The 14,720-nt window shown below is 41.5% G+C and carries 9 protein-coding genes, 8 tRNA genes and 3 rRNA genes; 1 reads left to right on the forward strand and 19 read right to left on the reverse strand.

What is annotated here, in order from left to right:
- Positions 1 to 84: 84 nt before the first annotated feature.
- The 18 genes from glmM to V1503_RS09515 all read right to left on the reverse strand — a co-directional run bounded on the left by glmM (position 85) and on the right by V1503_RS09515 (position 12,845).
- Positions 85 to 1,431, reverse strand: coding sequence for a phosphoglucosamine mutase (glmM, locus tag V1503_RS09430; RefSeq protein ID WP_410626544.1), 1,347 nt, complete (start codon positions 1,429 to 1,431; stop codon positions 85 to 87).
- 43 nt (positions 1,432 to 1,474) lie between these two features.
- Positions 1,475 to 2,740, reverse strand: coding sequence for a CdaR family protein (locus tag V1503_RS09435; RefSeq protein WP_410626546.1), 1,266 nt, complete (start codon positions 2,738 to 2,740; stop codon positions 1,475 to 1,477).
- On the reverse strand, positions 2,733 to 3,554 hold the full coding sequence (gene cdaA, locus V1503_RS09440) for a diadenylate cyclase CdaA (RefSeq protein ID WP_214483889.1): 822 nt from the start codon (positions 3,552 to 3,554) through the stop codon (positions 2,733 to 2,735). Before cdaA ends, V1503_RS09435 begins: the two co-directional genes overlap by 8 nt.
- A 412-nt stretch (positions 3,555 to 3,966) precedes the next feature.
- Positions 3,967 to 4,593, reverse strand: coding sequence for an anti-sigma factor family protein (locus tag V1503_RS09445; protein ID WP_214483888.1), 627 nt, complete (start codon positions 4,591 to 4,593; stop codon positions 3,967 to 3,969).
- 17 nt (positions 4,594 to 4,610) lie between these two features.
- The gene (gene sigW / locus V1503_RS09450; RefSeq protein WP_214483887.1) at positions 4,611 to 5,174 is read right to left on the reverse strand and encodes an RNA polymerase sigma factor SigW; all 564 of its coding nucleotides are present in this window, start codon (positions 5,172 to 5,174) and stop codon (positions 4,611 to 4,613) included.
- A gap of 296 nt (positions 5,175 to 5,470) precedes the next feature.
- Positions 5,471 to 6,373, reverse strand: a complete 903-nt coding sequence (gene rocF, locus V1503_RS09455) for an arginase (protein WP_214483942.1) — start codon at positions 6,371 to 6,373, stop codon at positions 5,471 to 5,473.
- Positions 6,374 to 6,542: 169 nt separating this feature from the next.
- A tRNA-Lys gene (locus V1503_RS09460) sits at positions 6,543 to 6,615 on the reverse strand.
- Positions 6,616 to 6,632: 17 nt separating this feature from the next.
- Positions 6,633 to 6,707: transfer RNA gene (locus V1503_RS09465), tRNA-Gln, on the reverse strand.
- Positions 6,708 to 6,724: 17 nt separating this feature from the next.
- Positions 6,725 to 6,809 (reverse strand) — tRNA-Tyr (locus V1503_RS09470).
- Positions 6,810 to 6,822: 13 nt separating this feature from the next.
- A tRNA-Thr gene (locus tag V1503_RS09475) sits at positions 6,823 to 6,898 on the reverse strand.
- 11 nt (positions 6,899 to 6,909) lie between these two features.
- Positions 6,910 to 6,985 (reverse strand) — tRNA-Val (locus tag V1503_RS09480).
- A 1-nt stretch (position 6,986) separates the two neighbouring features.
- Positions 6,987 to 7,061 (reverse strand) — tRNA-Glu (locus V1503_RS09485).
- Positions 7,062 to 7,077: 16 nt separating this feature from the next.
- Positions 7,078 to 7,150 (reverse strand) — tRNA-Thr (locus V1503_RS09490).
- A gap of 1 nt (position 7,151) precedes the next feature.
- Positions 7,152 to 7,226, reverse strand: a tRNA-Asn gene (locus V1503_RS09495).
- Positions 7,227 to 7,233: 7 nt separating this feature from the next.
- A 5S ribosomal RNA gene (gene rrf, locus V1503_RS09500) occupies positions 7,234 to 7,349 on the reverse strand.
- Between the two features lie 83 nt (positions 7,350 to 7,432).
- A 23S ribosomal RNA gene (locus V1503_RS09505) occupies positions 7,433 to 10,363 on the reverse strand.
- A gap of 355 nt (positions 10,364 to 10,718) precedes the next feature.
- Positions 10,719 to 12,269 (reverse strand): 16S ribosomal RNA (locus V1503_RS09510).
- The 16S, 23S and 5S rRNA genes sit together here with 8 tRNA genes alongside, the layout of an rRNA operon.
- A 348-nt stretch (positions 12,270 to 12,617) precedes the next feature.
- Positions 12,618 to 12,845: a hypothetical protein gene (locus tag V1503_RS09515; RefSeq protein ID WP_214483817.1), complete on the reverse strand. Its 228-nt coding sequence runs from the start codon at positions 12,843 to 12,845 to the stop codon at positions 12,618 to 12,620.
- Between the two features lie 295 nt (positions 12,846 to 13,140).
- Here V1503_RS09515 and pdaB point away from each other — a divergent pair, with 295 nt between their 5' ends.
- Positions 13,141 to 13,902 carry a polysaccharide deacetylase family sporulation protein PdaB gene (pdaB, locus tag V1503_RS09520; protein ID WP_410626550.1) on the forward strand — a complete coding sequence of 254 codons (762 nt, stop codon included), beginning with the start codon at positions 13,141 to 13,143 and terminating at the stop codon, positions 13,900 to 13,902.
- A gap of 81 nt (positions 13,903 to 13,983) precedes the next feature.
- Here the strand turns inward: pdaB and V1503_RS09525 are convergent, their stop codons facing one another.
- Positions 13,984 to 14,580: a KinB-signaling pathway activation protein gene (locus V1503_RS09525; RefSeq protein WP_410626552.1), complete on the reverse strand. Its 597-nt coding sequence runs from the start codon at positions 14,578 to 14,580 to the stop codon at positions 13,984 to 13,986.
- Positions 14,581 to 14,720: the final 140 nt, after the last annotated feature.

Raw genomic sequence — 14,720 nt, forward strand, 5'->3', positions numbered from 1 at the left:
CTCACATATCTATTTCTTGTGAGGGTGTTTTCAGCTATTATTAAGAGCGAACTTGTACACATATTCTTCAAACGTTTAGCAAGCTTATACCTCTGATGTCTCTTCCTTCACGACAGCAACAATGCGTTCAACATATTCTTGGCACAATTCCTCTGTCGATGCTTCTGCCATCACACGAATGAGTGGTTCAGTACCAGATGGACGGACCAGAACTCGACCATTTCCATTCATTTCACGCTCAACAGATTCGATCACTTGTTTGATTTTATCATTTTCTAGCACTTTATTTTTATCAGTAACTCTCACATTCACTAGTAGCTGAGGAAACTTTTTCATTTCATTCGCTAGTTGAGACAATGGCTTTTGTGTTGCTCTCATAATGTTAACGAGCTGAATCCCTGTTAATAAACCATCACCAGTCGTGTTATAGTCTAAAAAGATTATATGACCTGATTGTTCTCCACCTAGGCTATAACCATTTTTCTTCATTTCTTCGACAACATAACGGTCACCTACCGATGTTTGTATACTTTGTACTTCAATTTCTTCTAATCCTTTATAGAAACCAATATTACTCATTACAGTAGAAACGACTGTTTGATGCTTTAGGCGTCCCTGCTCTTTCAAATATTTACTACAAATAAACATAATTTGATCGCCATCAACAATATCACCGTTCTCATCAATAGCAATTAAACGATCTCCATCACCATCAAATGCAAGACCAAGGTCAGCCCCTTTTTCTTTAACGAGATCTGACAAACTTCCTGGATGTGTTGAGCCCACGTTATCATTAATATTCACACCATTTGGTGAAGTTCCCATCGTTGATATATCTGCTTCTAAATCAGCAAAAAGATGCGGCGCTAATGATGAAGTAGCACCATGCGCACAATCAAGTGCGACGTGTATGCCAGAAAAGTCTTCATCAACAGATTGTTTTAAAAACTGTAAATATTTTTGTCCACCTTCAAAGTAGTCATTCACTTGCCCTAAGTCGCCTCCGATTGGACGTGGCAACTCATCTTCAGGTCGATCCAGCAATTCTTCTATCTCTGCTTCTTGTTCATCTGACAATTTAAATCCATCAGGACCAAAGAATTTAATCCCATTATCTTGAACAGGGTTATGAGAGGCAGAAATCATTACACCTGCTTGAGAACCTAGCGCTTTCGTTAAGTAAGCAATACCTGGTGTAGAGATAACTCCTAATCTCATCACTTCAGCTCCAATTGATAGTAGACCTGCGACAAGAGCCCCTTCAAGCATATGACCAGAAATACGGGTGTCTCTCCCGATAAGAACTTTAGGACGTTCTTCATCCTTTGTTAGGACATACCCTCCAAAACGACCAATTTTGAATGCTAATTCAGGCGTCAACTCACTATTAGCAACCCCGCGCACTCCATCTGTACCAAAATATTTACTCATTTCCTTTATTCGCTCCTTTTTAGGACAATTACCGTTTATATGTTTACTCAATACCAGATATATTAACTTTCACATTTTCTATAGGTATTTCCAAAGAAATATCAACTGGTTCAATGCCTTCTTCATTTAAAATAGACACCTCAACAGGTACTTCATAATCTCCTACAGGTAAATTTGCTACATCAATCGTTACTTTAATATTACTGTTGCTTATATTTTCAATAGAGCTCTTTCTACCTGTTACCGTTATATCTAGTGCTCCGTTTTCTAGGTCAGAAAAGCTTAGTGCTAAGCCTTCTCCTAACCCTTCAGAAACGATCGGTATATCGGTAAAAGTTTCTGTAACCTCTTCTTCTACATCAATCGCAACCTTCACTTCTACAGGGTCTATTTTCGTAGCTCCTTCAGGTACCTTAATAGGGATGATGATTTCTTCATCTTTAGTTATACTATTAAGATCGATAGGAATGTCGATGACATCATCTTTCGTAATACTATCAATGACGTTTTTCGGTCCATAGACTGTTACTTTATCCGGAACCATTTCAATGTTCTTGATGTATATACCTTGTAATGTTCCTTCTTCTATAAAATTAAGGGGTACTACTTTATTTGGACTTATAATAGAGACCCCAACACTAATGTTTGCTGGTTCAACCTCTACATTTAATGGTTGCCCGTCTTTATCATGTACTGTCACTGATGATTCAAGCGTTACATCATCAATAACATCCTGTAAATCAATATAAGCTCTTACGATTGCAGTTCTTTCAACCTCTTCTTTTGCTCCTGTTATGGAGACTATAGTAGGTTCAGGTACCAAGTTCTCTACAGTATACCCTTCTGTTACTAAAGATTCGTTATAATCCACCTTGATAGCGAATTCTTGCGTTACTTTTTCATGCAATGCTACCTCATATCGGGATGTGGGTTCAAATGTAACGTTTACCTTATCATCCACATTCTCATATTCAAGCGTTACTAAGTAATTACCCTCTGATTTGTTTTCTAGGTTAGCGTAAACTTTTATATTTCTTAGTGCTATTATCGTTTTAACTTTGCTTGTTGGCCCTTCTAATCTCACATCAGCTGATTGAGGAGCACCTGTTACAACAAATCGCTCTTGATCATATAAAACCTCAACAGGTATATCTTCTAATATTTCAGTTGAATCATCAAAAAGAGGGAGTGTGAGGCTTCCATCACTCTGCTCTTTCTGTTCCTGAATATAGACAGACATATATAACATCAACGCCAATAACAAGGCGATAATCCTCATAAACCACCGATTGTTCATGAACTTATCCATTTTTTTGCCACCTCCATTGCCAACGAGTAGAAGTAGCTTGGTTTTGAGTTGGTTTTAGTTCATTTGTAAGAAGTTCTCGAAAAGAATCTTGTGTTAAATCTCTATGTAATTCACCATTCTTAGTTAGAGAAACACTACCAGTTTCTTCTGAAACAACGATCGTAAGGCTATCCGTTACTTCACTCACACCTAGCGCTGCTCGATGCCTCGTTCCAAGCTCTTTAGATATAAATGGACTTTCTGACAATGGTAAATAACACGCAGCTGCAGACACTTGATTATTTTGTAACACGACCGCGCCATCATGAAGTGGTGTATTTGGGATAAAAATATTGATAAGCAATTCGGAAGAAACCTTAGCATGAAGTGGTATTCCTGTTTCAATATAATCGCTCATCCCTGTTTCACGCTCAATCGTAATCAAAGCGCCAATACGACGTTTTGCCATATAATCTGTAGCTTTTACAATGGCTTCAATCGAGTTTGCTTGTTCTTCTTCCTCATTAATCGTAATTCTTGAAAAGAATCTACCTCGTCCTAATTGTTCTAGTGCACGACGTAGCTCAGGCTGAAAAATAATAATGATAGCTAAAAATCCCCATGTTATCACTTGATTCATTAACCATCCTAACGTTTTTAAGCCTAAATACTGACTTAATATGTGAATGGTTATAATAACAGTGATTCCTTTGAGAAGCTGTACAGCTCTCGTTCCTCGTACGACCATTATTAGCTTATAGATAACATACCAAACAACGAGAATATCGACGATAATACCTAGATAATTAAAGATTGAGAGACCCTCTGAAGACATTCTCACACTTCCTCCATTATTCAAGTACTTGACTTACTCTTCTATATAAATATGACTATTATAGCATATATCATACTAAACCTAATTAAACCTAAAATAATGTATTATATATTATTATTAGTATTAAGTTTTTTCGCAAACGTTGTAGCCAACGTGAAATTTACAAAAAAGCTATATGGGGCCTTCATTTCATAAAAAAATAGACGCTCTTTTCGTAAACCTTGTTCCTTTTTCTACTTTAATTTGAGTAACTGGTGAATATTATATGGTTTACATGGTTTTAGAGGAGAAAAGATGCTCCTCGCTTAGAGGTATTCGCGTTTAACTCTTATTGCACAAACCAACAATTACTGCGAAAACAACCTTAGAAAAAAAGGGCATCTTTATTAAGATGACCCTCATTATTCTGTATCTACTTTGACTGATCTTGGTCAAATAGATTTACTGTATCCTTTGCAATATCCTTTAGATGATACCATAACCATTCAAATAATTCATTAATTTCCTTAATTTCGCCCGTAACATTACCAGCAGAAGCAAGATACTGATCTCCATTAATCACTGTTGCATCACCGTTAATTTCCCCTTCTATTTTGAGCGTACCATTTTTTACAATGACTGGCCCTTCAACTATTTCACCTTCTGGAACGGTCACAGTAGTGTTTTGGATAATTAGATTCGGTTGCTTAGATACAGAAAACTGGTCATCCTCTGTCCAGTTTGAAAAAATACTACCTGCCATTAAGACGATAAAAAGCGATGCCGCTGTTAGAAAAGGATGATTTCTCAACCAACGCCTTGCGCCAGCTGATCGTTTTTCTTTAGGCAAACTTTGCATGACGTTATTTGTGAAATTGCTAGGTGCCTCTACATGTGAAATACTTTGGACGAGCGCAATTGATTTTTTAAGTTCATGGAAGTGCGCCTCACAGTCTTCACAACTTTTCACATGATCAATTAACAAGTTTTTATCTTCTAGTGAAATATCTTCATCTAAATATTCATGCATTAAATAAACAATGTTCTCAGGACATTTCATTTTTAATCACCCCTTCATTATACATTTCGAAGTTGGTTTCTTAATGCTTCTCTACCACGATGAATCCGTGTCTTTACCGTACCTATAGGTAAATCCAATATTTTACTAATTTCTTTCAAAGGTAATTCATCAATATATTTCAATACGATGACTGTACGATATTTTTCTGGAAGCTTCAATATTTCGCCTTGGATCGTTTCATGTAATTCTAGTCTCTCAAGCTCTTCTTCAGGCAAAGCTTCATCGGCAGCTACATTAGAATACATAGTCAGCCCGTCTGTTCCAGAAACTTCTGCATCTAAATAATAGTCTGGTTTCTTTTTCCTAATTCTATCAATTGAAAGATTTGTAGCAATTCGGTATAACCAAGTCGAGAATTTGAGATCTTGATTAAAGCTTTGAATATTTGTATATGCACGAATAAAAGCTTCTTGGGCAATATCCTCAGCCTCATGACGATTTCCGAGCATTCTATAGCATAATTGAAATACTTTATCTTTATAAATCTCTACAATTTCTGCAAATGCGTTTTGATCTCCTTTAATAACTTGTTTTATTCTTTTTTTTACAATTGTTTCCATATTATTCATACCCCCGCTCCATGCGGCTAGCTTATTTACGTCTCTAACTTATAAAAGGTTTCAAAATATGCATATAAATATTTTAACAAAATTAAGGAGGGGTGTGTTTAAAATAGTATAATTTCCATGAGGATTACAAAATTCGATGATATAGGAAGGGAAAGTTCGTAATAAAGAGAGAGTTTATAGTAAGCAATCATTTCTAATATATTATATTATCTATAGTCAACGTGTTTCTTAATAAAATTAGGTGGAGATTTCACTCCACCTAAAAACACAGTCCATACATCTATTCATTAAAGTAGTTTTTCTCCAAATAGCGAGCCAATTAATGCTACTGCAACAGTAGCTGTAGTATTTCTTTCATCAAGTATAGGGTTTACTTCAACAAATTCAGCAGATGTAATAATATTTGCTTCTGCTAACATTTCCATTGCTAAATGGCTCTCACGATAGCTTATCCCACCAATTACTGGTGTGCCTACACCTGGAGCATCATGTGGATCCAAGCCATCTAAATCTAATGACAAGTGTACACCATCAGTACGATCTTTAAGGTAATTAATAGCCTGCTCCATAACATTAGCCATACCTAAACGATCAATCTCATGCATTGTATAAACAGTTATACCTTTTTCTTTAATAAGTTCTTTTTCTCCGTCATCAAGTGATCTTGCACCAATAATAACGATATTTTCAGGTTTAACCTTTGGAGTATATCCTGCTATCTCTGTTAAGGTCTTATGACCAATACCCATACTTGTTGCTAACGGCATTCCATGGATATTTCCTGTCGGAGAGGTTTCCTCTGTGTTTAGATCTCCATGAGCATCGTACCATATCACACCTAAATTATTATAACTCTTCGCAACTCCAGCTAATGTTCCAATGGCAATACTGTGATCTCCACCAAGAACTAATGGAAAACGTTTTTCTTTAATTACCCCCTGGACTTTATCTGCTAAACGTTCACTCGCTTCAGCAACCGCTTTCAAGTTTCGGAGTTTATGATTTTCAACGATAGCATTTGCTCTCTCAGGTTTACCAATTTCAATATCCCCTAAATCTTCTATTTCATAAGATAAATTCTCAAGTCTTTCTGTAACACCTGCGTAACGAATTGCGCTAGGTCCCATATCTACCCCTCTACGCATTTGTCCTAAATCCATAGGTACCCCAATTATTGATACTTGTTTCATCACAACATTTTCCCCCTTCTAGACTATACTTATATTTTATCTGTAATAGCATCAATGATTCAACTTAACAACATTTTGTATATATATACAAAAAAACATCTAAATCACATGATTTAGATGTTTCTGGTAGTATGTATTTTTACCTATCAAAAAGATATCGTCTTAAGAGTGAGCCATGGAGGACTCGAACCTCCGACCCTCTGATTAAAAGTCAGATGCTCTACCAACTGAGCTAATGGCTCAAAACAAAAAACTAAAGTGGCTGGGCTAGCTGGATTCGAACCAGCGCATGACGGAGTCAAAGTCCGTTGCCTTACCGCTTGGCTATAGCCCATTATTATTCAAAAAACATGGTGGAGGGGGACGGATTCGAACCGCCGAACCCTCAGGGAGCGGATTTACAGTCCGCCGCGTTTAGCCACTTCGCTACCCCTCCATATGTTTATAGATGGTGCCGGCGAGAGGACTTGAACCCCCAACCTACTGATTACAAGTCAGTTGCTCTACCAGTTGAGCTACACCGGCTTAATATTTAATGGTGGAGGATGACGGGATCGAACCGCCGACCCCTTGCTTGTAAGGCAAGTGCTCTCCCAGCTGAGCTAATCCTCCGTGGTGACCCGTACGGGATTCGAACCCGTGTTACCGCCGTGAAAGGGCGGTGTCTTAACCACTTGACCAACGGGCCAATACTTTTCATTGTAAGCTCCCAACCGGGCTTGAACCGGTGACCTCTTCCTTACCATGGAAGTGCTCTACCTGCTGAGCTATGGAAGCATGGCTCCACAGGCAGGATTCGAACCTGCGACCGATCGGTTAACAGCCGATAGCTCTACCACTGAGCTACTGTGGAACAATGAGCCTGGCAACGTCCTACTCTCACAGGGGGAAACCCCCAACTACCATCGGCGCTGAAGAGCTTAACTTCCGTGTTCGGTATGGGAACGGGTGTGACCTCTTCGCTATCGCCACCAGACATTATATGTAGGAATAAGTTGATATTCCTTCAAAACTAGATAATAGACATTCATTGAACAAAGCTTGCTCTGCATTTCTAACTTGGTTAAGTCCTCGATCTATTAGTATCTGTCAGCTCCACGTGTCACCACGCTTCCACCTCAGACCTATCAACCTCGTCATCTTCGAGGGATCTTACTAGCTTACGCTATGGGAAATCTCATCTTGAGGGGGGCTTCATGCTTAGATGCTTTCAGCACTTATCCCTTCCACACATAGCTACCCAGCTATGCCCTTGGCAGGACAACTGGTACACCAGCGGTGTGTCCATCCCGGTCCTCTCGTACTAAGGACAGCTCCTCTCAAATTTCCTACGCCCACGACGGATAGGGACCGAACTGTCTCACGACGTTCTGAACCCAGCTCGCGTACCGCTTTAATGGGCGAACAGCCCAACCCTTGGGACCGACTACAGCCCCAGGATGCGATGAGCCGACATCGAGGTGCCAAACCTCCCCGTCGATGTGGACTCTTGGGGGAGATAAGCCTGTTATCCCCGGGGTAGCTTTTATCCGTTGAGCGATGGCCCTTCCATGCGGAACCACCGGATCACTAAGCCCGACTTTCGTCCCTGCTCGACTTGTAGGTCTCGCAGTCAAGCTCCCTTATGCCTTTGCACTCTTCGAATGATTTCCAACCATTCTGAGGGAACCTTTGGGCGCCTCCGTTACTTTTTAGGAGGCGACCGCCCCAGTCAAACTGCCCACCTGACACTGTCTCCCGAAGCGATTAGCTCCGTAGGTTAGAATTTCAATACAGCCAGGGTAGTATCCCACCGACGCCTCCACCGAAGCTAGCGCTCCGGTTTCTACGGCTCCTACCTATCCTGTACAAGCTGTACCAAAATTCAATATCAGGCTACAGTAAAGCTCCACGGGGTCTTTCCGTCCTGTCGCGGGTAACCTGCATCTTCACAGGTACTATAATTTCACCGAGTCTCTCGTTGAGACAGTGCCCAGATCGTTACACCTTTCGTGCGGGTCGGAACTTACCCGACAAGGAATTTCGCTACCTTAGGACCGTTATAGTTACGGCCGCCGTTTACTGGGGCTTCGATTCAGAGCTTCTCCTTACGGATAACCCCTCCTCTTAACCTTCCAGCACCGGGCAGGTGTCAGCCCCTATACTTCGCCTTGCGGCTTCGCAGAGACCTGTGTTTTTGCTAAACAGTCGCCTGGGCCTTTTCACTGCGGCTTCTCAGGGCTATTCACCCTAAAAAGCACCCCTTCTCCCGAAGTTACGGGGTCATTTTGCCGAGTTCCTTAACGAGAGTTCTCTCGCTCACCTTAGGATTCTCTCCTCGCCTACCTGTGTCGGTTTGCGGTACGGGCACCTCTCACCTCGCTAGAGGCTTTTCTTGGCAGTGTGGAATCAGGAACTTCGGTACTATATTTCCCTCGCCATCACAGCTCAGCCTTTATGACAAGCGGATTTACCTACTTGTCAGCCTAACTGCTTGGACGCACATATCCAACAGTGCGCTTACCCTATCCTTCTGCGTCCCCCCATTGCTCAAATGGTGAGGAGGTGGTACAGGAATCTCAACCTGTTGTCCATCGCCTACGCCTTTCGGCCTCGGCTTAGGTCCCGACTTACCCTGAGCGGACGAGCCTTCCTCAGGAAACCTTAGGCATTCGGTGGAGGGGATTCTCACCCCTCTTTCGCTACTCATACCGGCATTCTCACTTCTAAGCGCTCCACCAGTCCTCTCGGTCTAGCTTCGCTGCACTTAGAACGCTCTCCTACCACTGTCCGTAAGGACAGTCCACAGCTTCGGTGATACGTTTAGCCCCGGTACATTTTCGGCGCAGAGTCACTCGACCAGTGAGCTATTACGCACTCTTTAAATGGTGGCTGCTTCTAAGCCAACATCCTGGTTGTCTATGCAACTCCACATCCTTTTCCACTTAACGTATACTTTGGGACCTTAGCTGGTGGTCTGGGCTGTTTCCCTTTCGACTACGGATCTTATCACTCGCAGTCTGACTCCCAAGTATAAGTCTTTGGCATTCGGAGTTTGACTGAATTCGGTAACCCGTTGGGGGCCCCTAGTCCAATCAGTGCTCTACCTCCAAGACTCTTCACTTGAGGCTAGCCCTAAAGCTATTTCGGAGAGAACCAGCTATCTCCAAGTTCGATTGGCATTTCACCCCTACCCACACCTCATCCCCGCACTTTTCAACGTGCGTGGGTTCGGGCCTCCATTCAGTGTTACCTGAACTTCACCCTGGACATGGGTAGATCACTTGGTTTCGGGTCTACGACCACGTACTATTTCGCCCTATTCAGACTCGCTTTCGCTGCGGCTCCGTCTCTTCAACTTAACCTTGCACGGGATCGTAACTCGCCGGTTCATTCTACAAAAGGCACGCCATCACCCATTAACGGGCTCTGACTACTTGTAGGCACACGGTTTCAGGATCTCTTTCACTCCCCTTCCGGGGTGCTTTTCACCTTTCCCTCACGGTACTGGTTCACTATCGGTCACTAGGGAGTATTTAGCCTTGGGAGATGGTCCTCCCAGCTTCCGACGGGATTTCACGTGTCCCGCCGTACTCAGGATCCACTCTGGAGGGAACGAAGTTTCAACTACAGGGTTGTTACCTTCTTCGACGGACCTTTCCAGATCGCTTCGTCTACTTCGTTCCTTTGTAACTCCGTATAGAGTGTCCTACAACCCCAAGAGGCAAGCCTCTTGGTTTGGGCTTATTCCGTTTCGCTCGCCGCTACTCAGGAAATCGCTTTTGCTTTCTCTTCCTCCGGGTACTTAGATGTTTCAGTTCCCCGGGTCTGCCTTCAATACCCTATGTATTCAGATATTGATACTGCTCCATTACGAACAGTGGGTTTCCCCATTCGGAAATCTCCGGATCAATGCTTACTTACAGCTCCCCGAAGCATTTCGGTGTTAGTCCCGTCCTTCATCGGCTCCTAGTGCCAAGGCATTCACCGTGCGCCCTTTCTAACTTAACCTTAAACAAATGATCAACTTCGAATCTCATCGTCAGCTTCGTTCTTCCACTGCTCATGTATGCAAGATACACTCCGCTGCTCCAGAACTTTACTTCCTCGACCTTCTCGTTGCTAATTTGCTTTTTTTATTTGACCAACGGTCAAACCGTCATCAAATAATGAAAAAAGATTTTCACTTTCTTCAATGAATGTGTCGTTATTATCTAGTTTTCAAGGAACATCGGTAAAAAATAGCCATCGAATTTCTTCGTCAGCTTGTTGTTTACCTTCTTCATTTTGAGAGAATGTTCTCTCAAAACTAAACAAAAACAAAAGCGTCTTTTTATATGAAGTCTAGCTTCACATATTTCCTTAGAAAGGAGGTGATCCAGCCGCACCTTCCGATACGGCTACCTTGTTACGACTTCACCCCAATCATCTGTCCCACCTTAGGCGGCTGGCTCCTTACGGTTACCCCACCGACTTCGGGTGTTACAAACTCTCGTGGTGTGACGGGCGGTGTGTACAAGGCCCGGGAACGTATTCACCGCGGCATGCTGATCCGCGATTACTAGCGATTCCGGCTTCATGCAGGCGAGTTGCAGCCTGCAATCCGAACTGAGAATGGTTTTATGGGATTCGCTTAACCTCGCGGTTTTGCTGCCCTTTGTACCATCCATTGTAGCACGTGTGTAGCCCAGGTCATAAGGGGCATGATGATTTGACGTCATCCCCACCTTCCTCCGGTTTGTCACCGGCAGTCACCTTAGAGTGCCCAACTTAATGCTGGCAACTAAGATCAAGGGTTGCGCTCGTTGCGGGACTTAACCCAACATCTCACGACACGAGCTGACGACAACCATGCACCACCTGTCACTCTGTCCCCCGAAGGGGAACGCCCTATCTCTAGGGTTGGCAGAGGATGTCAAGACCTGGTAAGGTTCTTCGCGTTGCTTCGAATTAAACCACATGCTCCACCGCTTGTGCGGGCCCCCGTCAATTCCTTTGAGTTTCAACCTTGCGGTCGTACTCCCCAGGCGGAGTGCTTAATGCGTTAGCTGCAGCACTAAAGGGCGGAAACCCTCTAACACTTAGCACTCATCGTTTACGGCGTGGACTACCAGGGTATCTAATCCTGTTCGCTCCCCACGCTTTCGCACCTCAGCGTCAGTTACAGACCAGAGAGTCGCCTTCGCCACTGGTGTTCCTCCACATCTCTACGCATTTCACCGCTACACGTGGAATTCCACTCTCCTCTTCTGCACTCAAGTTCCCCAGTTTCCAATGACCCTCCACGGTTGAGCCGTGGGCTTTCACATCAGACTTAAGGAACCGCCTGCGCGCGCTTTACGCCCAATAATTCCGGACAACGCTTGCCACCTACGTATTACCGCGGCTGCTGGCACGTAGTTAGCCGTGGCTTTCTGGTTAGGTACCGTCAAGGTACCGCCCTATTCGAACGATACTTGTTCTTCCCTAACAACAGAGTTTTACGATCCGAAAACCTTCTTCACTCACGCGGCGTTGCTCCGTCAGACTTTCGTCCATTGCGGAAGATTCCCTACTGCTGCCTCCCGTAGGAGTCTGGGCCGTGTCTCAGTCCCAGTGTGGCCGATCACCCTCTCAGGTCGGCTACGCATCGTCGCCTTGGTGAGCCGTTACCTCACCAACTAGCTAATGCGCCGCGGGCCCATCCGTAAGTGATAGCCGAAGCCATCTTTCAAATAAGAACCATGTGGTTCTTATTGTTATTCGGTATTAGCTCCGGTTTCCCGAAGTTATCCCAATCTTACAGGTAGGTTGCCCACGTGTTACTCACCCGTCCGCCGCTAACCTCCGGGAGCAAGCTCCCTTTGGTTCGCTCGACTTGCATGTATTAGGCACGCCGCCAGCGTTCGTCCTGAGCCAGGATCAAACTCTCCAATAAAGTTTGATTGCTCATTTGTTCAAAAAATTAACGTTGACGCTTTTGCTTTGTTTAGTTTTCAAAGAACATTTTTTGTTGCTATCGCTCAGAAGCGACTTTATTAATTTAACATTTTTCTTTATTGATGTCAACATTTTTTTAAATGTTTTTTTCATGCTGTCATCTATGTTATCGCGTTGTTTATCAGCGACGTTTATTAATATATCACCCTCATACTATGATGTCAATATGTTTTTTGCTTTTTTAAAAGAACAAAATGTCGTAACAAGATTTAAATAATAAACATTGGCTATGAACGCTATTTATTTATATTTCAAAAGGTCTTCAATGCTTTTATATCATCACTTATCATTCTGAAAAATATGCTTTTTTTGAGCGAACATACCGATTACACTCTGACGGTGTTGCAACCTTTCTAAATAGTTGAAACAATATTTGATATCTTTCTTCCATTGCACGCTTAACTACATAGTCAATTCGAGAATCTTGAAAATCAAGTAGTAATTCTTCTAACTCTCTTTTTATTAAGTATTCAATTTCTTTTATTTCCTTTTTTGTTACTAAAAGTCCAAGCATAATGTCACCTCACTATTAGTTATTCTAGTTATTTCCACTGTGAAACAGTTTTATGAAATTTTTTCTTTAGTAGTCAGTCTTTTATTCATATCTTCTATTAGGGAGCATAGTATGTAGACAAGTAATCGTGTAAGCTAGGCTTTTTTCGTAATCTTTGTTGTTATTAGGTTTTTAGATCGTGTATCGTTTTCTAGCAAAAAGGATGATAAGCATCTTAATAGGTTACATATTTATTTCTTAGTACAAAAAACAACAATGAATACGAACCAGCTGTAAGAAAAGAGGAGGGGGTTATGTGAATTTCTTTGTCGTTGTAAATGGTAAAAAGGGAAAACAAGCACTAATAATTATTGTTGCTGCTTTATTTACAGCTATTTTTCTTTATCTTGAAAACGCGCTAAATAATACAGTTTTTTCGACTGAGGATGGTCCTAGAGCTATTTATAAAGGAGATGAACGAGGGGAGAAAATAGCTTTAACATTTGATGTCAATTGGGGTGACGAACATATATTAAACATCCTAGAGGTATTAAAAAAAGAAAGAGTGAATGCAACTTTTTTCATTTTAGCAGATTGGGCTGAACGACATCCTGAAGTCGTAACTCAAATTGCAGAAGACGGACATGAAATAGGCAGCAAAGGATATAGTTATAAAGATTATTCAGAGCTAGAAGCTAGTGAGATTAAAACAGATATTTTAAAATCTAAGGACGTATTTAAGGTATTACAAGTAAAAGCTGCCCCGCTACTACGACCACCTACTGGGAATATAAATGAAGAAGTGATTGCTACCGCATCCGAAGTTGGATACACTGTTGTACATTGGAGCATAGATTCACAAGACTGGCTACGGCCTGGTACGAAAGAAATAACTAAAAATGTTACAAAAAACCTTAATGGTGGAGACATTATTTTACTTCACGCCTCTGACTCTGCCAGTCAAACGGCTGAGGCACTTCCATCAATTATTCAATTTATAAAAAAGAAAGGATACAAAAATGTTACAGTGACTGAACTTATTACAAACACAGATACAAAAAGCGGAGAAATTAATTGAGATGACGGGAATAAGAAATTCCTCTCTATTTGAAAAAAAATGAGTGGGTTAAACCTCCACTCATTTTTTTGAAACCAATTATTAGCTATTAGTTAATTTCGGTAATATTAGTAGCTGGTACATGTTACATAGCAATAGGGGAAAAAGCATCAAATATAACCAACTATCATCATTTGCTTGAACCGCTGGTATTAACTCTATAATTGTTACGACTATCATAAAAAACATAGCTGGGACAAATGCCTGTTTATTTGTTTGTTGCTTTTTTAACAATGCAACAACAATGCCTACAATAGCAATGATTAAAGCTACAACGATGTACGAGAATATTGAATCTCCCTCATCTGCAAACAATTTATATCTAAAATATATAAGATCAAATAACACAAATACAACTAATACAATTTGTACTGCATTCCATAACTTCACCGACCGAAAGATCCCTAAGCCAAAACGATGGATCGTTAAATAAGCAAAAAATCCCATTTGACTAATAACACTAAATATAAGGCCTACACCAACAAACCAAATAAATGCCAATACAATATCCATAAATTCAAACGAAGAGAATAGTTCTTTGTATTCACTCCACTTTACAATAAATCCTATAATACCTGCGCTAATTCCTCCAACAGCTAAGGTCGACATAAATAAACGAACCCAATTTCGACTATTCACAGCAAGACTCCTCCATTACACATTCTCCTACTGATTGTACCAATCGACTGGTGAAAATACCACATTTTCAGTATTAACAACGTATAATTTTTTGTAGATAAACTATCCTAAAGTATAGGACAACCCTGAAAGGAGTTAGT

This window comes from Nanhaiella sioensis, from assembly GCF_046557775.1.
GTDB lineage: Bacteria > Bacillota > Bacilli > Bacillales > SM2101 > Nanhaiella > Nanhaiella sioensis.